Below are 20606 nucleotides of genomic sequence, written 5' to 3'. Positions count from 1 at the left end.
CGCGGCGCTCGATCTCATAGGCGCCAAAGGTACCCCGGCGAATATATGCCAGAATCAGTTACGATCCAGCCATACGGTCTGCACGTTGCAGAACTCTCGCACGCCAAAATGCGACAGTTCCCGCCCGAAACCGCTCTTCTTCACGCCGCCAAAGGCCACGCGGGGGTCAGAGGCGCAGTAGCCGTTGATGAATACGCCACCGGTATCCAGGGCCGCGGTCATGCGCTCGGCCAGGGCCAGGTCGGCCGTGTAGATGGTCGAGGCCAGGCCGAACTCACTGTCGTTGGCCAGCTCGACGGCATGGTCGGCGTCGCGGGCAGTGATGATCGCCGCCACTGGGCCGAACAGTTCCTGCTTGAAGGCGGTCATTTGCGGGGTAACGTCGCCGAACACAGTAGGTTCATAGTAGTTACCCACGCCTTCGGCCTTCTTGCCGCCCAGCAGCAGAGTCGCGCCTTCGGCGAGGGTCGCCTGGACCTGGCCGTCGAGTTCGTCGCGCAGATCGAAACGGGCCATTGGGCCGATGTAGGTGTCGTCGTCCAGCGGGTTGCCGATCTTCAGCTGGCGGGTGGCTTCGACAAACTTGCGCGTGAAGGCGTCGACCACGCCTTGCTCGACGATCATGCGCTTGGCCGCCGCGCAGACTTGGCCGGTGTTCTGGTAGCGACCGATGACCGCCGCCTTGACTGCAGCGTCCAGGTCAGCGTCGGCCAAGACGATGAACGGGTCCGAGCCGCCCAGTTCGAGCACGCACTTCTTCAGTGCGGCACCGGCCTGGGCACCGATGGCCATGCCGGCCCGCACGCTGCCGGTGAGGGTGACCGCTGCGATGCGTGGGTCATTGATGGCGCGGGTGACACCCTCCGGGGTGACGTTGATCACCTCGAACACGCCGTCCGGTAAGCCGGCCTGCTTGAACAGTTCCAGCAGCAGGTAGGCGCTGCCCATCACGTTCGGCGCATGCTTGAGCACATAGGTGTTGCCGGCCAGCAGCGCTGGTATGGCGCCCCGCAGGACCTGCCAGATCGGGAAGTTCCACGGCATCACGGCGAGGATCGGGCCCATCGGACGGTACTCGATGCGGGCCTTTTCGATCTGGGTCGGCTCCGGTGCGAGCATGGCCGGGCCGTGTTCGGCGTACCACTGGCACAGGCCTACGCACTTGCTGACTTCGCCACGGGCCTGGGTGATCGGCTTGCCGATCTCGCGGCTGATCATCTGCGCGAAGGTTTCATGTCGGGCCTGCAGGGCAGCCGCCAGGGCGAGCAGGTATTCGCTGCGCTGACCCAGCGACACCTGGCGCCATTGGCCAAAGCCTGCCTTGGCGCGTTGCAGCGCCGCTTCCAGTGCGGCGTCGGTGTCGAAGGGGTATTGGCCGATCCGCTCGCCGCTGTGCGGGTCGACGGAAATGGCGTGGGTCAGGCTGCTGATCTCGCTCATGGCGGGCTCCTCGTTGTTGTGTCCAGCGAGCGCCCAGACTAGTGGCGTGCAGCTTTAATGAAAACTGAATAATAATGAGCGAAACATTCACGAATGGAGAAAGCCTGTGGACCTGGTGCAACTGGAAATCTTCAAGGCCGTGGCTGAGCACGGCAGCATCAGCGCCGCCGCCCAACAGATCCACCGGGTGCCTTCGAACCTCACCACGCGGATCAAGCAATTGGAGGAAGACCTGGGCGTCGACCTGTTCATCCGCGAGAAAAGCCGCCTGCGCTTGTCGCCGGCCGGGTGGAACTTCCTCGAGTACACCCGGCGCATCCTCGACCTGGTGCATGAGGCGCGCCTGACCGTGGCGGGGGAGGACCCACAGGGCACCTTCGCCCTGGGCTCGCTGGAAAGTACCGCAGCGGTGCGAATCCCCGGGCTGTTGGCGGCCTATAACCAGCGCTACCCCAAGGTCGACCTGGACCTGTCCACCGGCCCCTCCGGGACCATGCTCGAAGGCGTGCTGGCCGGGCGCTTGGTGGCGGCGTTCGTCGATGGCCCGGTGTTGCACCCCACTTTGGAGGGCATGCCGGTGTTCCAGGAGGAAATGGTCATCATCGCGCCGCTCAACCATGCCCCGGTGGGCCGTGCACGCGATGTGAACGGCGAGAGCATCTATGCCTTTCGCGCCAACTGCTCGTACCGCCACCATTTCGAGAACTGGTTCGTCCAGGACCAGGCGGTCCCGGGCAAGATCCATGAAATGGAGTCCTATCACGGCATGCTGGCCTGCGTGAGCGCAGGTGCCGGCCTGGCCTTGATGCCACGCAGCATGCTCGACAGCATGCCCGGCTGCAGCACGGTGAGCGTCTGGCCGTTGTCCGAGGATTTCCGCTACCTCAAGACCTGGCTGGTTTGGCGACGGGGTACGGTGTCACGCAGCCTGAGCATGTTCATCAAGCTGCTCGAAGAGCGTCGGGCGGCCTGACGGGCGGCCCTGTCTGGCTCGAACGCCACTACTGACGCGGCGTCGAACATTGTGTAGACCATCCCTCGAGGGAGGAATGCACCATGCGCAACCATCATTTCGGCTTGTGCGCGGCGCTGCTGGTGGCCCTGGTCATGCCTTGGACCCTGGCTGCCGCGGCCGACCTCAACGCACCGATCGACCCGCAAGGCGTGCACCTGCAGCCGCAGGAGCAGAACGGCGTACGCTACCTGCAAGGTGGTATCGGCCAGGACGAGGCCAACGCCTTGCGTCGCACCCCAGGCTATGACTTGCACGTCACCCTGTCGATCGGCCCCGAAGGCAAGTTCCAGAGCGGCGCCGCGGTGGACATCCAGAATGCCCAAGGCCAGCCGGTGCTGGCATTGCAGGATGTCGGCCCACTGCTGTTCGTGCAGCTACCGCCAGGGCAATACCGTGTGACCGGGACCGCCGATGGCGAAACCGTGCAGCAGCAGGTCACGGTGGGTGGCAAGTCGCCGGCCAACGTGAACCTGCATTGGCGTTAGCGGGGAAGGGTACATATGTACTCTTTCCGGTTTCTGGACATAGGCCTGATCCGACTTCATGGATCGGGCCTATATTTTTTGAACGATCCTCAATGCGCGCGCTTCTGAGATTTCAGTGAGGCACCTGCCGGAGCATGGCCATGAATCTGGAGATCCAGCTGCAGTCCCTGCACGACCGTGGGTACGTGCTGATTCCGGGAGTCCTCGAACCGCTGCGCATTGCGTTACTGCGATGCGCCATCGACGACTTGCAACCGTTGCATTGGGATTACCAAGGGCTGTTGGAGCATTACAAGTGCGTCTTCAATCGCGACCCGCTGTGGCTGTCGTTTCTCGACCTGCCACCGTTGATCGAGTTGGCCGAGGCCGCGCTGGGCGCCGATTGTCATGTGATCGGCCAGACTGCCTGGCGCAGCCATCCGGGATATCCCGGCATGGGGCTGCACTTGGATTATCTGCCCATGGAAGTGCCCGACTGGATTCGCGCTCGCGAAGATTTCAGCCAGCCGGCGCAGATTCTCACCGCCCAGGTGTACCTGTGCGATATCGATGATGCCATGGGGCCGACCTGGATCGTGCCCGGCAGCCACCGTGCCGGTCGACCGCCCCGTGAGGGCGAGGACAGCTGGCTGGGGCAGCGGGCGCGGGCGGTGCTGTGCCAGGCCGGCGATGCGCTGGTGTTTCGCAGCGATGTCTGGCACGGCAGTGGGGCCAACAGCAGCGGCGGGCAGGTCCGTGACATGCTTCAGGTGCACTACGGCCGGCGCATGGTGGCGCAGAAGTTTTCGCCGTATTTGACGTGGCAGTTCAACCCTGAGGTATTGCGGGAGGCGACGCCCCGGCAACGGCGTTTGCTGGGCGAACATGAGGAGTCGGTCTATGACTGAGCGGGCATTAGTTACAAAAACGCAACAGTGTGTCTTCGACCATAGTGGCAAATAAGTTTCAACTTTCTGTTTAACTGGTCGATAATCCAAAAAGTATTACGTCTTGTTACTTGGATGGATGCACCAGGTTCGACAAGCAAGAACGAGGGGCACGAGCCCCCGATTGGCAACAGGCCGGCAGGCATTGCACCGGCTTGTCCGTGAAGACCATCAGGAGATGTCATTGATGAAAACCCGTCTCGCCGCTTCGCTGGCCGCCGCCGTCCTGGCTCTGGCCGGCGCCAACATGGCCCAAGCCGCCCAAGTGTCCGGCGCCGTTGGTGCCACCGGCCAAGGCGACATGACTTACCGCATCGGCCTTTCGTTCGACTGGGACAAGAAGTGGTTCGAAAGCAACACGGGCCACCTGACCGGCTATTGGGATGCGGCCTACACCTACTGGGAGGGCGGTGAAGCCAGCGGTGCCCACTCGCTGTCGTTCAGCCCGGTGTTCGTTTATGAATTCAGCGGTTTCACCTATACCCCGTTCATCGAGGCGGGTATTGGCCTTGCTGCGTTCTCCAAGACCGATGTCGGCGACCAGCGCCTGGGGTCTTCGGTCAACTTCGAAGACCGCATCGGCTTTGGCTTGAAGTTGCCGCAAGAGCAGAAGATCGGGATTCGCGCAATGCACTATTCCAATGCCGGCCTGAAGCAGCCTAACGACGGTATCGAATCGTATTCGCTGTACTACAGCAAAGGCTTCTAATCTCCTCTTTATGTAGGAGCGGCTTTGTGCCGCGATCGGCTGCGCAGCAGCCATGAAGCCTGCCACTTCGATTTAGCAGGCTATCGTGCTCGCAGGTTTTGCGGCTGCCATGCAGCCGATCGCGGCACAAGGCCGCTCCTACAGAGGGGGGCGGGCCTGCGGGCTTGCCCCGCGATCGGCTGCGCAGCAGCCGTTAAGCCTGCCACTTCGATTTAGCAGGCCTATCATGCTCGCAGGTTTTGCGGCTGCCATGCAGCCGATCGCGGCACAAGGCCGCTCCTACAGAGGGGGCGGGCCTGTGGGAGCGGGCTTGCCCCGCGATTGCGGCTGCAGCATCAGCGCACTGCCTTGATCGCCAGCACGTTGCACAGCGGGTGTTCCACCACATGGGCTGTGGTCCCGCCGAGGAACGTGCGCATCGCATCGTGCCGGTGGCTGCCCATGACGATCACGTCCGCCCGGCTGTGGCTGACGAATTGGGCGATTTCCCGTATGGCCGGCCCTTCGAGGAAATGCCTGCGCTCCAGGTCGATCTGGTGATGATCGCCCAGGCGGTTGAAGGCTGCCCGCTGGGCGGTGCGTACGCTGCCATCGAAGCCTGGCATGGTCACGGTACCGGCACCGAAGTCGGCGATATGGGTCTTGGCCGCATCGCACACATGCAACAGATGCAGCTCGGCATTGCACTGCAAGGCCAGGGCATGGGCGCAGCGGATCACCTGTTCATCCAGGTGCTCGGCACCTTCGTGGCAGTTCAGGTCCACCGCGGCGGCGATCTGCCGGGGCAGCGGCAGGCGGATATCGCTGACCAAGTGCACGGCGATCGGGCTGTCCTTGAGCAGTTGCCAGTCCAGGGGCGTCACCAGCAGGCGCTTGAGCACCGGCTCGTGCTGCACATCCTTGACCAACAGGTCACAGCCCAGGCGCTCGACCTGTTCCAGCACGCTGCCCAACGGGTCGCGGGTGAGCAGCAGTTCGGTGGACACATCCAGCCCGGCAGTGCGTAGCTGCTCGGCCTCGTCGGCCAACCATTGGCGGTTGTGCTCGAGCAGGCGCTCACGTTCGCGGCTGTCGCTCATCAAGCCAAAGGTGTCGACATCATCGACGAACACGTTGATATCCAGCAGTGCGCCGCTGGACTCGGCCAGCGCCGCCGCCCGCTGCAGGGCAGGGGTGTGGCGCATCTGCGGTCCGAGCATCACGAACAATCGCTTGAACTGGCTCATCTCATACCTCCACGTGCGGCAGCCCCCCCTTTCTGCCAGCGCTGGTTGTCCGGGCCAAGTGGCCGAATCCCTCATTCAGTCTAGACCCTGCCGGCAGACCAGCCGGCGCATCGGGACCTGGGGTATGATGCGAGCCCTTTCTCCACATCGAGGCCCGATCCATGTCCCTGAGCGTTGAACAGATTGGCGAATTCCGCGCTTTCGCCGAGCAGCTGGCCGATGTCGCCGCCGCGGCGATCCAGCCGCATTTCCGTGCAAACCTGGACGTCGAGGACAAGGGCGGGCGCCTGTACGACCCGGTGACCGTGGCCGACAAGGCTGCCGAAGACGCCATGCGCGAGCAGATCCTCGCCCGTTACCCGGAGCACGGCATTCTCGGCGAGGAACACGGCGCTGCCGTCGGTAGCAGCCCGCTGACCTGGGTACTGGATCCGATCGACGGCACCCGCGCCTTCATCACCGGCCTGCCGCTGTGGGGTACGCTGATCGCCCTGAACGACGGCTCGCGCCCGGTCGTGGGAGTGATGAACCAGCCCTTCACCGGTGAACGTTTCGTCGGTACCCCGGCCGGCGCCTGGCGCAGCGGCACGCCGCTCAAGACCCGAGCCTGCTCCGACCTGGCCGCGGCCACGCTGATGTGCACCACCCCTGACATGTTCGATACGCCCGAACGCAAGGCAGCCTTCGAGGCCGTGGCAGGGAAGGCGCGGTTGATGCGCTACGGCGGCGACTGCTACGCGTACTGCATGCTGGCCTCGGGCTTCGTCGATGTGATCGTCGAGGCCAGCCTGCAGCCGTACGACGTACAGGCACTGATGCCGATTATCGAAGGCGCGGGCGGAGTGATCACTGCTTGGGACGGCAGCTCGGCGCAGAACGGCGGTTGTGTGGTGGCCTGTGGCGACCCGGCGTTGCATGCGCAGGTGGTGGAGATGTTGCGTCACGCCATGTGACATGGGAGGAGGCTGTACTGCCTTCATCGCGGGACAAGCCCGCTCCCACAGAGGTGCATTGTTCCTGCGCGGCAGCGCAGCCTGAAGGGCTGGGTGATCTCTTACAAGAACCGCACGATCCAATGGTTATGCGGTGTGCTAGGTGAGCGGGCTTGAAGCACCTTTGGCCTATCCATCGCACTTTTTCGCATTTACGGGCTCTATCCATGGCCAGGCTGGGCCGATGTCCGCCCCAGCCGTTGACCCCAGACCCCGGTGCCGATGGTTGTTTCACTGCTAAAACCTTCCTTGCGTCTGCTCTTGGCAGGCGCCACGCTCGCCCTGTGCGCCTGCACCCAGGAGCAGGGCCGCGACATCATCACCCAGTTCGGTGACGGCAAGCCCAGCGAGCTGTTCCAGACCAGCGTCGATCGTATGGCGACCCTGGCCATGCGCGACAACCTGCAGAGCCTGTACCTGCTGATGAACAAGCTCTACCAGCGCAACCCCAGCCAATGGAAACTCTCCGGCTACCTCGATGCTGCCACCGCCGAGCGGCAGATCCGCCTGGCCATCGAGCAGCGCCAGCCGTTGCCTCAATTGGGCAACCGCCGCGACCTGGCGGCCTTGAGCTATGCCTTGAGCCCGGAATTTCGCGGCGACCGGGTCGGTGCATTCATCTATGCCATCGGCAGCATGGTGATCACCGCCCACGGCGGGCGCACCGAGTTCTACATGACCGACACCATCGACCCGCTGTTCATCAACAACGCTGCGCGCAATATCGAGAAGGCCACGTGGATGCTCAGCCAGCGCCAGGATGCCAACGGGGTGTTGCTGTTGTTCTCCAACGAGATCTCCGAAGAAGGCAGCAACCTGAGCTTCGCCGTGGAGTTCGGCAAGATCGTGGCGCGGCTGGACCTGCTGGCACAGATGCTCGACGAACGCTACCGGCGCATCGGCCTGAACTATGCCCAGAGCCTGCTGCTGATGAACTTCCTGCCGGTACAGTAGAGCCCTCGAACGATCAGCTGGCGTCGCGACCAGGATATCTCCCACAGGGTGGGCGCTACCCGCATAATACGCAGCCTTTTCTCATACCCGGATTCAGGAACCCTTCATGCTGGCTTCGCTGTTCGCCGTCCTGGCCCCCGTGTTCATCGTCGCCGGCATCGGCTATGCCTGGGCCCGCCGTGGCCAGGACTACCCGACCGAATTCATCGCCCGCATCGTCATGGTGGTCGGCACGCCGTCGCTGGTGCTTTCCACCCTGAGTCGCACCCAGCTGGACCCGGCGGCCTTCACCAGCATGGCCCTGGCCTGCGTGCTGTGCATGCTCGGCATGGCCCTGGCCGGTTTCATCATCAGCCGTGCCAGCGGCCAGCACTGGCGCGTGCTGATGCCGGCGTTCATGTTCCCCAACACCGGCAACATGGGGTTGCCGATCAGCCTGTATGCCTTCGGCGAGCATGGCCTGGCCCTGGCCGTGGCGTTCTTCCTGACCTTGTCGATCTTCCAGTTCACCCTGGGCATCGCCATGTCCGGTGCCAGCGCGTCATTCAAGGCGCTGCTGCGCAACCCCATCGTGATCAGCCTGGCCGCGGCCTTGCCCATCATCTTCCTGGACCTTGAACTGCCACGCTGGCTGGCCAATACCGCCGACCTGCTGGGCGGCATGACCATCCCGCTGATGCTGCTGACCCTCGGGGTCTCCCTGGCCAGCATCCGCCTGCACCACGTGGAGCGGCCTGTTGCTGGGTGGACTGCGCATCGTGCTGGGTGCTGCGGTGGGCTGGGGCGTGGGCACGGCGCTGGGCCTGGAGCCGCTGGAGCGGGCGGTGCTGGTGGTGCAGTCGTCGATGCCGGTGGCAGTGTTCAACTACCTGCTCGCGGTGCACGCCAATCGCCAGCCGGAGCAGGTGGCGAACCTGGTGATGTGCTCGACGGTATTGTCGTTCGCCTGGCTGCCTGCCGTGCTGGCCTGGTGGCTTTAGGCCGACAGTCGGTGAACGGTCACGGCATCGGGTGTTGCAGGCTACTGCGCGGTATCGATACTCACCACCACCGACATCCCCGGCCGCAGGCGCTTGGCCTCCGGTTGGTCGGGGTCGACGGTGATGCGTACCGGGATGCGCTGAGCGATCTTGACGAAATTGCCGGTGGCATTGTCCGCCTGCAGCAACGCGAACTCCGAGCCGGTGGCCGGCGAGATCTGCTGCACATGCCCGTGCAGCTTGAGGTGGTTCAAGGCATCCACGGTGAAGGTCGCCGGCTGGCCGATGCGCACATTGGCCATCTGGGTCTCCTTCATGTTGGCGATTACCCACAAAGTCTCAGGCACCAACGCCATCAACTGCGCGCCGGAATTGACATACGCCCCCAGGCGCGTGCCGATCTGCCCCAGCTGGCCGTCGCGTGGCGCCGTGACCCGGGTGTTGTCCAGGTCGATGCGTGCCAGCTCCACGGCCGCCTTGGCATTTTCCACCGAGGCTTCCAGGGACGCATGGTTGACCACCACCGTTTCCCGGTCCTGGCGAGCGATCTCCAGGGCCGCCTTGGCCTGTGCCAGGCTGGCCACCGCAGCGGCATGGCTGGCCCGGGCCAGGTCCAGCTCGCGGCGTGACACTGAGCCGTCGCTGACCAGTGCCTGGTTGCGACGCAGGTCGGCGCGGGCCTTGTCGGCCTGGGCACTGGCATCGGTGATGGCCGCCTGGCGCTGGGCGATGGTGGCTTCGGCGCTCCTGCGCTGCTGCAGGTTGTTGGCCAGGGCCGCCTGCTGCTGCTTCAACTGGGCGATGGCCTGGGCCAGGCGCTGCTTGTAGATGCGGTCGTCCAGCTGCACCAGCAGGTCGCCACGCTTGACGAACTGGAAGTCATGCACCGGCACGTCGACGATATAGCCGGCCAGCTGCGGCCCGATGATCGTCACCTGACCGCGCACCAGTGCGTTCTCGGTGCTCTCGATGGCGCTACCGAACGGCGGCAGGCGCCAGGCGTAGAGCACCAGCAGCACGCCGGCCAGGGCCACGCAGGCGAAGCTGATCGAGGAAAGGATACGCACCCGCCGGGTGCGCACCGGGCTGCCGGGCTCGCTGGGCGGCGCGGTGCCTTCGGGCGTTTCGGCAAGGGCGGTGGTGGTCGTGGACTGGGTCGGTTGTGTCATCGGCTCGAAGCATCGCGTGAGGTGTCGGGGGCGGCGGCTGGCCGGGTATACCAGAGCCAGAAACTGCGTATGAGGATCCAGATCATGGTCGCCACGGCAATGGCACCGATCAGCATGAAGACATCGTTGTAGGCCAGGATATTGGCCTCACGGGTGGCTGCGTTGGCCAGCAGGCGCGTGCCGGCTTCGTTGCGCAAGCCGGGGTCGGCGATCACCCCCGCATAGCCGGCGCCACCACTTTGGACTCGGGCGTTGACCAGCGGTTCGAGGTAGCTCAAGTGGTCGACGAGGTGGCTGGAGTGAAACTTCTCCCGCGCCGTCTGGAACGTACCCAGCAGGGCCGCGCCGATCAGGCCGCCCAGGTTGTTGCAGATCCCGAACATCACCGAGAAGCTCACCAGGTTGCGCGGGTTGGTACGCACGTGGCTGATGCCCAGGGCCATGGACGGGCCGAGGAAGAAGGTGCTACCGAAGGCCAGCATGAACTGGCTGAGATACATCTGCTGCGGGCGGGTGAGGTTGGTCGAGCTGCTGTCCATGAACGCCCCGGCGGCCATGGCGGCCAGCGAGATGAACAATGGCGTGACCAGGTGCGCCGGGTTGATGGTCAAGGCGCTGGTGAGCAGCCCCGTGGCCGCGCCCAGCAGCATGACCCAGTACAGGCTGCGCATCTGTTCGCTGCCCATGTTCAGCGCCTGCAGGAAGCCCACCGCGCCGGTGGATTGCTCGGAGGTGACCATGCGGATGAGGATTACGCACAAGGCCAAGCGCACCACCGCGCCACTGCCCAGCCAACGGGTCATCAGCAACGGGTTGCTGCGGTTGTGTTCGATCGCCAGCCCCGAACACACCAGGGCGATGGAAGCCGCCAGGGCGACACCGATCCAAGGCGCCTCAAGCCACCAGTCGATGCGCCCCAGGGACAGCACGGCGCAGAGCAGGGCGGTGCCGCTGGCCATCAGCGAGAAGGTCAGGAAGTCCAGCGGCTCGAAGGTCTTGAAGCGGTCACCCGGCGGCAGCTTGAGCAACAGGACGCAACCCAGCGCGGTCAATGCCAGGCCCAGTTCGAACATGTACAGGCCACGCCATTCGGCGATTTGCAGCAGGTCCTCGGAAAACACCCGAGCCAGCGGCACAGCCAGCTGCGAGGCGCCCAGGCCTAGCACCATGGCTTTCAGCCGCCATTGCGCCGGGAAGGCCTGGATCATGTAGTACAGCCCCAGAGAACTCAGCGCCGCGCCCACCATACCGTGTGCCGCGCGCACAGCGATGGCGGAGTTGAGGTCGTTGACGAACAGATGAGCGAAGGTGACCAGGGCATAGAGCACCAGGAACACTTCGGTGAAGGCGCGCAAACCGAACTGCTGGCGGAATTTCACCAGCAGCAGGTTCATCGACACGTTGGTCATCACGAAGGCGGCGGGCAGCCAGGCCATTTCCGCACTGGTGGCGCCCAATGCGCCTTGCAGGAAGGTGAGGTTGGCGGTGACCAGCGCGTTGCCCAGGCCACCAGTGATGGCCACCAGCAGCCCGACCAGGCCATAGGCCAGGCGTGTGGCAGGGGCATGCAGGGGGGTGGAGGGGGAACCAGGAAGGCTGGGCTTTTCGTGAGGGAGCCACTGACGCGGCGCGTATTTGTCCATTCCTGATACAGCCCTGGGTTCGCGTGGAAAAAACTCTACGCGAGTAGTGAAGGGGTTGGAATACCTGTGTTTGAACCAAACGAGCCCCGCTCCAAAAAAGCACACATCCGTTTGCACGGCCCCAAGGAGCGGGCTTGCCCCACGATCAAGGGCGAAGCCCTTGCCAGGCGGTGGCGATGGCAGGGCCGGCGCAATCGTGGGACAAGCCCCCGCAAGCGAGCCCCTAACAGGTTCATTTACGGTCTACCCACACATTCGGGGTATGTTCCAAGCCGCCGAATCTTCCGATAGTAACGCCACCGGCTCATCCCGAGCAGTCACACGATGGAGTTGCTATGGGCAAGGCACTGAAGGTGATTGGCAGTCTGTTGTTGGCATCCTGCGCCAGCGCCACGCAGGCAGTGGAGGCAGATGCGAGCAACACGCTGCGGCTGTACAACTGGACCGACTATATCGGCGAGACCACCCTGGCGGACTTCGAGAAGGCCACTGGCATCAAGGTGATCTACGACACCTTCGACGGCTACGAAACCGTGCAGACCAAGCTGCTGACCGGGCGCTCCGGCTACGACCTGGTCATGCTCAACGCCTCCCTGGTGCCGCCGCTGATCCAGGCCGGGGTGTTCCAGCCCTTGGACAAGGGCCAGTTGCCCAGCTGGCACAACCTGGACGCCAAGGTGGTCGGTGAGCTGCAAGGCTATGACCCGGGCCTGAAGTACTCGGCGCCCTATACCTGGGGCAGCTCGGGCGTGACCTACAACGTCGACAAGATCAAGGCCCGCATGCCCGACGCCCCCATCGGCTCGCTGGCGATGCTGTTCGACCCCAAGGTCGTCTCGCGCTTCGCCGACTGCGGCGTCACGTTGATGGATGCGCCCAGCGAGGTGATCCCGTTGGCCCTGCAGTACCTGGGCAAGGACCCGCACAGCGCCGCGCCCGCCGACCTGAAGGCGGCCGAAAACCTGCTTCTGGGTATCCGCCCCTATGTGAAGAAGTTCGACTCGGTCAACTACCTCACCAGCCTGCCCAACGGCGATACCTGCCTGGCCCTGACCTGGTCCGGCGACTACGCCACCGCCCAGGCCCGCGCCGAGGAGGCGAAGAAGGACATCACGCTGGACTTCTTCATTCCCAAGGAGGGCTCGCTGATCTGGTTCGACAACTTCTACCTGCCCAAGGATGCGCCCCATGCAGCGAACGCGCACCGCTTCATCGAATTCCTGCTGCAACCACAGACCATGGCCAAGGTGACCAATTACATCCACTACGCCAACAGCAATGCCGCCGCCACGCCCTTGGTGCAGGCGGACATCCGCGCCAACCCGGCGATCTACCCCGACGACGCCACCCGTAGCCGCCTGTTCGCCCAGAAGACCCAGGCGCCTCGGGACATGCGGGCCATCACCCGGGTGTGGAGCACCGTCAAGACCGGTCTGTGAACTGACTCCCTATCATTTTTCCCGCAAGGAGCTGCCCCATGGCCACGCCAAGCCAAGCAGTCGCTTCGACATTCGCCCATGACCCACTGGTAGAGGCCGACAAGGCCCACTACATGCACGGCTACCACATGTTCGATGAGCACCGCGAACAGGGCGCATTGAACATCGTCGCCGGGGAGGGCGCCTATATCCGTGACGCCCAAGGCAACCGTTTCCTGGACGCCGTGGGTGGTATGTGGTGCACCAACATCGGCCTGGGCCGAGAGGAAATGGCCCAGGCCATCGCCGACCAGGTGCGCAAGCTGGCGTATTCCAACCCCTTCTCCGACATGGCCAACGACGTGGCCATCGAGCTGTGTCAGAAGCTTGCGCAGCTGGCACCGGGCGACTTGGACCACGTGTTCCTCACCACCGGCGGTTCCACCGCCGTGGACACCGCCTACCGGCTGATCCAGTATTACCAGAACTGCCGAGGCAAGCCGCACAAGAAGCACATCATCGCCCGCTTCAACGCCTACCACGGCTCGACCACGCTGACCATGTCGATCGGTAACAAGGCAGCCGACCGGGTGCCGGAATTCGACTACTCGCACCCGTTGATCCACCACGTTTCCAACCCCAACCCGTACCGTGCTCCAGACGGCATGGACGAGGCCGAATTCCTCGACTTCCTGGTGGCCGAGTTCGAGGACAAGATCCTGTCGCTGGGCGCGGACAACGTGGCGGCGTTCTTCGCCGAGCCGATCATGGGCTCGGGCGGGGTGATCATCCCGCCCAAGGGTTACTTCCTGCGCATGTGGCAGCTGTGCCAGACCTACGACATCCTGTTCGTCGCCGACGAAGTGGTGACCTCGTTCGGGCGCCTGGGCACGTTCTTCGCCAGCGAGGAACTGTTCGGCGTGCAACCGGACATCATCACCACCGCGAAAGGCCTGACCTCGGCCTATCTGCCATTGGGCGCGTGCATCTTCTCCGGGCGGATCTGGCAGGTGATCGCCGAGCCGGGCAAGGGGCGCTGCTTCACCCATGGCTTCACCTACAGCGGCCACCCGGTGTGCTGCACTGCGGCGTTGAAGAACATCGAGATCATCGAGCGGGAGAACCTGCTGGCCCATGTGAACGAGGTGGGCGCATATCTGGAGCAACGCCTGGGCAGCCTGCGCGAATTGCCGCTGGTGGGTGATGTGCGCTGCATGAAGCTGATGGCCTGCGTCGAGTTCGTCGCAGACAAGGCCAGCAAGGCGTTGTTCGACGATGCGGTGAACATCGGCGAGCGTATCCATCGAAAGGCCCAGGCGAAGGGGCTGCTGGTGCGGCCGATCATGCACCTGAATGTGATGTCGCCGCCGCTGGTGATCACCCACGCCCAGGTCGACGAGATCGTCCAGACCCTGCGCCAGTGCATCCTCGAAACCGCCCATGAGCTGCGCGCCGAAGGGTTGTACCACGGTCGATGAGCCACTTGAAACAGGCTGTGCGCGTCCATGCTCGGCAGGCTAGACTGCCGGGCATGACCCAGCCCACCCTCGATACCCCCGTCACCCTGAGCTTCGGTGCCTTGCAGCAGTGGCACGCGGCCCTGCAACAGGCGTTCGCCCACAGCGCCAGCCCCGACGGCCTGGCGCACCTGGCTGCAGCCATCGCTGGGCTGGTGTCGGCGGAGTCGATGATGATCAGCCTCGAGTGCCGGGGCCGAGCGCCGCGGCTGCTCTACCAGCACGGTATTCCCGAATGCCACCGCGACGCCGTGCTCAACCGCTACTTCGCAGCGGGCTACCTGCTGGACCCGTTCTGCCTGGCAGTGGAGAACGGTTTGGCCGAGGGGTTCTATCACCTTCAGGACATCGCCCCGGACAACTTCTTCGACAGCGACTACTACAAGGCCTATTACCTGGGCACCGGTTGCAGCGAAGACAGCTACTTCATCGCCGACATCGCCGAGGACCGCAAGATTTCCCTGAGCCTGTTCCAAGGCCGCAGTGGCACACGCCTCAGTGCAGGGCAGGTGGACCTGCTGCGGGCGGTCGAGCCGATGGTACGCGAGCTGCTGGCCCGCTATGCCCGCCATCACCTGATGGAGACACCGGGCGCGGCAGAGCCGGCGGGGTTGCAGGCGGCCTTCGACAGTTTTGGTTGTCGGGTGCTCACCGACCGCGAGCGCGAGGTGGCGCACATGATCCTGCGTGGGCATTCGGTGAAGTCCACGGCCATCGAGCTTGGCATCTCGCCGGAGACGGTACGCATGCACCGCAAGAACCTTTACTTAAAGCTTGGGATCAACTCGCAGTCCGAGTTGTTTGCCCGGTTCATCGATTGGTTGAGGCAGGGGTAGGGGCGGGCGAAAGGTTGCGTTGCCGGTGCGGGCCCAATCGCCGGCAAGCCGGCTCCCGCAAAAATGCCGGTCAGTTAAGCAACTGGGGCCGCTACGCGCCCCATCGCGGCGCAAGGCCGCTCCTACAGGAAACCCGCCATTGGCCAGGTTTGCATGATCCTGTAGGAGCGGCCTTGTGCCGCGATGGGCTGCATAGCAGCCCCAAGTATCGGCTAGGGCTTTGCACCTTGATCGCGGCGCAAGGCCGCTCCTCCCCTAGAACGTGTACAGCGCGTAGGCTTCCAGCAGGTTGGAGGTGTGCTGGCTGGCGAAGTATTGGCCAGCGCCATCCTGTGGGGCGGCGCGACCATACAGTATCCCAAGTGACCAGTGGTCATCGGGCGCCCAGTCCGCGTACAGGTTGAATTCCCGGGCGAAACGGTCGTTGCTGACGCCTGCCGGGCGTTCGTAAAAGCGGAAATCGAACGCCGCCACGCCGACCTTCAGGGTCTCGTGCGGGTGCAGTTCGAGCCGCACCATGTGGGTCTTCTGGTTCATGTTGAACAGCATGTTCTCGCCGACGATCTCCCCCTGTATCCAGGTGCCCCAGGCGCCCCCATAACCATACAGCAGCGAATCGTAGGTGTCGGAAAATACCGAATAGCGATAGGTCAGCTCCGGCGTCAGGGGCGCATCGGTGAAGTGATAGCTGCCTTGTGCGTACCAGGCGTGGGCATGCTGGCCGTGGTTTTCCTGCCAGGCGTATTCGCCCGCCAGGCTCAGACCGGGCAGCTGGGTGAACGGGCTGGTGGAAAAGCGCAGGTCCGACACCGTCAGGCCGTCGCGCGAATCCAGCGCATCGTCCTGGGCGCGCATCCACGTGGCGCCCAGACGGTCATGGTCATCGATGCTGTATTCCAGGTTCAAGCCGCGCAGGCGAATACGCTCTTGGTAGTCAGCGACATCGACGTCCAGGCGGGTCTGCAACGCGAACAGCTCGGTGCGCAGTCCGCCACTGTCGAGCCTGACGATCGCTGCCTGGTCGAAGGCTTTGCGTGGGTTGATCCAGTAGCCTCCTTGGTGGCCCTGGTCGATGGTGCCCTGGCCGTCGCCGATGAGGAATCCGTCGCCGATCATGTAGGGCACTCGGCCCAGGCTGATGCTGGCTGTGTCGAAGGGGCCCAGCGGCTGTTGCCGTTCCAGGCTGATGAAGGCCTCGTCCCAGTCGGTATCGCGCGGGTTGTCGCGGGTATAACCCAGGCCATCGGAGTCGCCTTGGTTGGCGGAGGAAACCACGTTGAACTTGCCCTTGAGCAGTAGGCCATCCGTCAGTGGGTAGGTGAGCTGCGCCCCCCCTTTGACGAACCCTTCCCAACGGGCGCCATTGCGGTCGATAGGGTAACCGTAGAAGCTGGTGCGGGCGCCGAAGCCTTGCTGGGTGTTATCGATGTACGCGAGCCCCGTTTCCAGTTGCGGTTGGATCGTCACGCCCTGAGCAGTCAGCGCGTCCAGGGCGTGGGCTTGCTCTTGGAGCGTGCACGCCAGGCAGGCGGCCAGGCTGCAGGCGACCTGACGGCGATTCATGGTTTTTCTCCCAGGAAGGCATTGATCTGCTCGGCCGCAGCTTGCGGGTGCTCCCAGGCCAAGTTGTGACCTGCATCGGTGAAGGCATGGAACTTCGCATCAGGCAGGGCCTTACGTAATGCGGCCTGGGCACCGGCATCGAACAGCGAGTCCTGGCTGCCGTGCAAAATCAACACCGGTGCCTTGAGCTTGGGCAGTTCGCGACCGAACTCTGTCAGCTGCAGAGCCTGCAGCACCCCGCGCCAGACGTGCAGGGGCACGGCAGCGCTTTCCGCACGCTCGCGGTGGAGGAAGGCTTCGTCGACCGGCAGCGGGTTGCTGTACCACTCGCGCATGAAGGCCGAGTCGGGGTCTATCGGCGCCCGCAGCGCGGCGATCTGGGTGGCCAACCAACTGCCTTCCTTGCTGACTTCGGCTGTGGTGCTGGTGCTCGACACCAGCACCACCTTGTCGATCTGCTCTGGGTAGTGCTCGGCCAGGGCTTGGGCGAGGATGCTGCCCAGCGAGTGGCCGACCACACTGGCCTTGGCGATACTCAGCCGGTCGAGCAGCAGGTGGATGTCATAAGCCATGTCGCTCAGGGCATAGCAACATTCCGGAGCGCTGCTGCGGCCATGGCCGCGCAGGTCCACGGCGATGATCCGGTAGCGAGGGTCCAGGTACGGCAGCATCAGGCTCCAGGAGCGAGCGTTGTCGGTAAAGCCGTGCAGCAGCACCAGGGCCGGCCCCTTCGGGTCGCCGGCTTCGTAGTAGGCGAGCGTGGTGCCGTTGGGCAACAGGGTCTGTTGCTTGTCGCTAGCAAAACGCTGTTGGTCGATGGGTTGGGGCTGAGCATGGCTTTGGGCGGTGAACAAGGTCAACGCAAGGAGCAGGGAAGGGACCAGACGCATCGTGTTTCCTCCATCATCCAGGGGGCTGGCAGGACTATTGTTTTTTGTCGGTACAGGACCTGTCCCTTGGGCGACGCAAGCGATGCCAATGCTCGCCAAACATACCCATGGGCGACAGGTGTCGCTCCTGGGTATGTGCCTTGCGTCGGCAGGGCCGCAGTGGCGTTGACCTTTGTCGGACGAGGGGCTAGATCTATGCCGTGCAGGGTGATGCCAGGAGGGCTGCTTGCGTCCACTGGCCGAGAGAGGTGGTTGTGTCTTCGCATCTATACGACAAAGTCGAGCATGACCAGCTCCGCGCCGCCTACCTCCAGGCGGCCAATCCTGGCCGTGGGCCGGACCCGTCGCTGGCGGGGATCATGGAGGGCTTTCCGCCACCTCCGGATAAACGCGTGGGGCGCCACAACTGGTTGCATTACCCCTACAGCAGTTGGTCGTTTCGCAATGTCAGCAAGCTGTTCCCCACCGAGCCGGTGCGCCGTGAGGGGGCGCTACCGGTGCCTGCGAGTCACACCCCATGGCCTTTGGAGTCACTGACGTTCGACAGTGTCTGCGGCCTGCGCGTGACCCTGGACATGCACTTGCGAGCCAGCCAGACCAGCGGTTTGCTGGTGATGCGCAACGGCACCATCGTGTTCGAGCGCACCTATAACGGCATGCAGGTGGGCGATCGACATGCCTGGTTCTCAGTGAGCCAGGTGCTGATCGGCCTGATCGTCGAGGAACTGGTGTACCGGGGGGGCCTGAAACACGAGACGCTAGTCGCACAGGTCATCCCCGACTTGATGGGCACGGCCTATGCCGAGGCCAGCATCGAACAGGTGCTGGACATGGCGGTGGGTGTCGATTACCTGGAGGACTACACCGATCCGGCCTCGCACGCGTCACACTATACCTATGCCAGCGGGCTCATCCGCCCGGCGGCGGGGCAGGCACGCGCCGAGTCGCTGCACAGTTACCTGCTGTCGTTGCGCCAGAACAGGCCCCATGGTGGGTTCTTCCAATATGTGACAGCCAACAGCGAGGTGCTGGGCTGGGTTGCCGAGGCCGTCACCGGCCTGCCGTTTCCGCGTCTGGTGCAGCGGCTGTGGCGCAGCCTGGGATGCGCGGACGACAGCCTGTTCATCACCGATGCCTGGGGCCGCGGGATCGCCGGGGCGGGGTTCTGCTCGACCTTGGCAGACCTGGGGCGGGTGGGGCAGTTGCTGGCGAACAAAGGGCGGCTGGACAACCGTCAGGTGTTGCCCACGCGGATCTTCGAGCGGATCCTGGGGGCGGCCGAACCTGGAGTGATGCAAGGCAATGCCGATTACAGCCAGTGGTTGCCCGACGGCGCCTACAAGAGCCAATTCTATGTGCTGGACAACCGTGCCTTGATGGGTAGCGGCATCCATGGCCAGTACCTGTACGCCGATACCCGCACGGGGACAGTGATCGTCAAGTTTTCCGCTTCGAGACAGGCCGCCGGGGCGCTGGATATCGATACGGTCAGGGTGTTGCGCCTGATCGCCGATCTGCAGGTCTAGGGCGGGTGCGTTTCGTACGGTTGGGCATCGGGGAGGCTGTTGGTTTACGGCCGCTTCGCGCCCGATCGCGGCGCGAGGGCGCTGCTATCAGGCCAGCATGCAGTCATCTCAAAACGGGGGGGCCTCATCTGGCAGGCGCGGGTGTCTGGACCCGCCGGGTTTCCTCCTCCAGATAGGCCAACAGCGCCGCGACCTCGGTATCGCCCAAGCGCAGGTTAGGCATGGCCAGGCCTTTGTATTGGGCGTACAGCAGCATGGCCAACGGGTCTTTTTCGGCGAGCATGCGGTCGGGTTCCTTGAGCCAGCGCACCAGCCAGCGAGCATCGCGTTGCCGGGTCACTCCCAGCAGGTCCGGGCCGATGCCGCCCGAGGCGCTGGGGCCGGCATCGCCCAGGCTGTGGCACGACGAGCAGCGGGTCCTGAAGATCTGCTCGCCACTGCTGGGCGTTCGGATCTGCGTGGCCTGGGCGATGGTGGCGGTCTCCGGCAGCTTCCAGTTGTGCAGGCTCTTGCCCAGGCGGTCGGCCAAAATGTAGGGGCTCTCGAAAGGCGAGGCTTTCATCCAGCGACCAGTGGCCTGGTTGCCGATGATCAGGCTCAGGTTGTGGTCCTTGGAGCGGCCGTTGTCCAGGCCTTCGATGAACAGGCCCAGGCGCCTGCGCAGCAGCTCGATGTCGTCGGGCTCGCCGGTGAGCAGCCGCCAGCCTGGGCCCAGGCCGAACTTCTCGCCGTAGCGCTTGAGGGTGGCCGGGGTGTCGTTGTAGGGGTCGATGCTGATGGAATAGAAAAAGATGTCCTTGCCCACCCGGTCGCCAAGCAGCTTCTGTACCTGGCGAAGCCGCGCGGTTTCCAGAGGGCAGGAGTCGGAGCAGCCGGTGAAGATGAAATTGATCGCCACCACCTTGCCCTCGATCAGGTCGTCGAAGAAACGCACGGGGCGCCCCTCTTGGTCGAGCAGGCGGATGTTGGGGAAGTAGTCCCGGCCCCAGGGCGTGGCCTGGGCCACGTCCTGGATCGCCTGGGGAGGCCAGTAGGGCAGGCAGGCCACCAGCAACAGCAGCAGGTGAGCACGTGTAGGACGCCGGAACCAGCCCATGGTCTTGCTCCTTCGTTGTCAGCGGACACCGATCGGTACGGTGATGCTCTGCCCAAGCGCGGAACGCACGGTCACCGTCGGTGGCGATGCCGGGCCAGCACCGGTGGTGGTGACCGACAGCCGCCAGCGCGCGCCAGTGGTGGTCGGGCTCAGGGTCGCCAGGCCCAGGTCCAGCGGGCCACTGGTGGTCGAGGCCGTCACCCGGATGCTGTTGCCGGTGG

Annotated in this window: 18 protein-coding genes and 1 pseudogene (1 of these 19 running past the window's edge); 11 read left to right on the top strand and 8 right to left on the bottom strand. The window is 64.2% G+C overall.

Features of this window, described 5'->3' with window-relative positions; translation table 11 throughout:
- Positions 1-54: 54 nt before the first annotated feature.
- A complete protein-coding gene (locus ACNFG0_RS06450; protein WP_196166455.1) occupies positions 55-1440 on the bottom strand; it encodes an aldehyde dehydrogenase family protein in 1386 nt (461 codons plus the stop codon).
- Positions 1441-1546: 106 nt separating this feature from the next.
- Here ACNFG0_RS06450 and ptrR point away from each other — a divergent pair, with 106 nt between their 5' ends.
- From ptrR to ACNFG0_RS06430, 4 genes are all read left to right on the top strand, one after another.
- Positions 1547-2413, top strand: a complete 867-nt coding sequence (gene ptrR, locus ACNFG0_RS06445) for a putrescine utilization regulator PtrR (protein ID WP_196145241.1) — start codon at positions 1547-1549, stop codon at positions 2411-2413.
- A gap of 83 nt (positions 2414-2496) precedes the next feature.
- On the top strand, positions 2497-2940 hold the full coding sequence (locus ACNFG0_RS06440) for a carboxypeptidase regulatory-like domain-containing protein (protein WP_416764309.1): 444 nt from the start codon (positions 2497-2499) through the stop codon (positions 2938-2940).
- Between the two features lie 140 nt (positions 2941-3080).
- Positions 3081-3827: a phytanoyl-CoA dioxygenase family protein gene (locus ACNFG0_RS06435; RefSeq protein ID WP_416764308.1), complete on the top strand. Its 747-nt coding sequence runs from the start codon at positions 3081-3083 to the stop codon at positions 3825-3827.
- A 286-nt stretch (positions 3828-4113) separates the two neighbouring features.
- On the top strand, positions 4114-4575 hold the full coding sequence (locus tag ACNFG0_RS06430; protein WP_411969637.1) for an acyloxyacyl hydrolase: 462 nt from the start codon (positions 4114-4116) through the stop codon (positions 4573-4575).
- Between the two features lie 335 nt (positions 4576-4910).
- On the opposite strand, the gene ACNFG0_RS06425 is transcribed toward ACNFG0_RS06430, so the two are convergent.
- Positions 4911-5801, bottom strand: coding sequence for a universal stress protein (locus tag ACNFG0_RS06425; protein WP_196155617.1), 891 nt, complete (start codon positions 5799-5801; stop codon positions 4911-4913).
- A 161-nt stretch (positions 5802-5962) separates the two neighbouring features.
- Here ACNFG0_RS06425 and hisN point away from each other — a divergent pair, with 161 nt between their 5' ends.
- The 3 genes and pseudogenes from hisN (at position 5963) to ACNFG0_RS06410 (ending at position 8727) form a co-directional block, all read left to right on the top strand.
- On the top strand, positions 5963-6754 hold the full coding sequence (hisN, locus tag ACNFG0_RS06420; protein ID WP_196145245.1) for a histidinol-phosphatase: 792 nt from the start codon (positions 5963-5965) through the stop codon (positions 6752-6754).
- A gap of 261 nt (positions 6755-7015) precedes the next feature.
- Positions 7016-7747, top strand: coding sequence for a hypothetical protein (locus ACNFG0_RS06415; RefSeq protein ID WP_416764307.1), 732 nt, complete (start codon positions 7016-7018; stop codon positions 7745-7747).
- A 106-nt stretch (positions 7748-7853) separates the two neighbouring features.
- Positions 7854-8727, top strand: a pseudogene (locus ACNFG0_RS06410) (AEC family transporter).
- Positions 8728-8768: 41 nt separating this feature from the next.
- On the opposite strand, the gene ACNFG0_RS06405 reads toward ACNFG0_RS06410, so the two are convergent.
- Positions 8769-9896, bottom strand: coding sequence for an HlyD family secretion protein (locus ACNFG0_RS06405; protein WP_416764306.1), 1128 nt, complete (start codon positions 9894-9896; stop codon positions 8769-8771).
- The gene (locus ACNFG0_RS06400) at positions 9893-11539 is read right to left on the bottom strand and encodes an MFS transporter (protein WP_416764305.1); all 1647 of its coding nucleotides are present in this window, start codon (positions 11537-11539) and stop codon (positions 9893-9895) included. The genes ACNFG0_RS06405 and ACNFG0_RS06400 overlap by 4 nt, the downstream gene beginning before the upstream one ends.
- A gap of 335 nt (positions 11540-11874) precedes the next feature.
- On the opposite strand from ACNFG0_RS06400, the gene ACNFG0_RS06395 reads away from it, so the two are divergent.
- Genes ACNFG0_RS06395 through ACNFG0_RS06385 form a run of 3 tightly spaced genes read left to right on the top strand, consistent with a single transcriptional unit; the run spans position 11875 to position 15310 of the window.
- The gene (locus tag ACNFG0_RS06395; RefSeq protein WP_196166459.1) at positions 11875-12978 is read left to right on the top strand and encodes a polyamine ABC transporter substrate-binding protein; all 1104 of its coding nucleotides are present in this window, start codon (positions 11875-11877) and stop codon (positions 12976-12978) included.
- Between the two features lie 38 nt (positions 12979-13016).
- Positions 13017-14435 carry an aminotransferase gene (locus ACNFG0_RS06390; protein ID WP_416764304.1) on the top strand — a complete coding sequence of 473 codons (1419 nt, stop codon included), beginning with the start codon at positions 13017-13019 and terminating at the stop codon, positions 14433-14435.
- 53 nt (positions 14436-14488) lie between these two features.
- Positions 14489-15310, top strand: a complete 822-nt coding sequence (locus ACNFG0_RS06385) for a helix-turn-helix transcriptional regulator (protein ID WP_416764303.1) — start codon at positions 14489-14491, stop codon at positions 15308-15310.
- A 255-nt stretch (positions 15311-15565) separates the two neighbouring features.
- Here the strand turns inward: ACNFG0_RS06385 and ACNFG0_RS06380 are convergent, their stop codons facing one another.
- Positions 15566-16873 carry a hypothetical protein gene (locus tag ACNFG0_RS06380; protein ID WP_416764302.1) on the bottom strand — a complete coding sequence of 436 codons (1308 nt, stop codon included), beginning with the start codon at positions 16871-16873 and terminating at the stop codon, positions 15566-15568.
- Entirely contained in the window at positions 16870-17763 is an 894-nt protein-coding gene (locus ACNFG0_RS06375; RefSeq protein WP_416764301.1) for an alpha/beta fold hydrolase, read from the bottom strand. The genes ACNFG0_RS06380 and ACNFG0_RS06375 overlap by 4 nt, the downstream gene beginning before the upstream one ends.
- A 254-nt stretch (positions 17764-18017) precedes the next feature.
- Here ACNFG0_RS06375 and ACNFG0_RS06370 point away from each other — a divergent pair, with 254 nt between their 5' ends.
- Positions 18018-19289 carry a serine hydrolase domain-containing protein gene (locus ACNFG0_RS06370; protein ID WP_196155607.1) on the top strand — a complete coding sequence of 424 codons (1272 nt, stop codon included), beginning with the start codon at positions 18018-18020 and terminating at the stop codon, positions 19287-19289.
- A gap of 124 nt (positions 19290-19413) precedes the next feature.
- On the opposite strand, the gene ACNFG0_RS06365 is transcribed toward ACNFG0_RS06370, so the two are convergent.
- Together ACNFG0_RS06365 and ACNFG0_RS06360 are read right to left on the bottom strand one after the other, a co-directional pair.
- Positions 19414-20385 carry an SCO family protein gene (locus tag ACNFG0_RS06365; protein ID WP_416764300.1) on the bottom strand — a complete coding sequence of 324 codons (972 nt, stop codon included), beginning with the start codon at positions 20383-20385 and terminating at the stop codon, positions 19414-19416.
- A gap of 18 nt (positions 20386-20403) precedes the next feature.
- Positions 20404-20606: the 3' portion of an Ig-like domain-containing protein gene (locus ACNFG0_RS06360; protein ID WP_416764299.1), read on the bottom strand. 3214 nt of this gene lie beyond the right edge of the window; 203 of the gene's 3417 nt are visible here — the last part of the coding sequence; its start codon lies off the right edge, out of view; its stop codon occupies positions 20404-20406.

The sequence above is a fragment of the Pseudomonas sp. NY15372 genome, from assembly GCF_048068215.1.
Taxonomy (GTDB): domain Bacteria; phylum Pseudomonadota; class Gammaproteobacteria; order Pseudomonadales; family Pseudomonadaceae; genus Aquipseudomonas; species Aquipseudomonas guariconensis_A.
The sequence above is the reverse complement of the archived record's forward strand: the minus strand, read 5'-3'. Positions and strand labels throughout refer to the sequence as shown.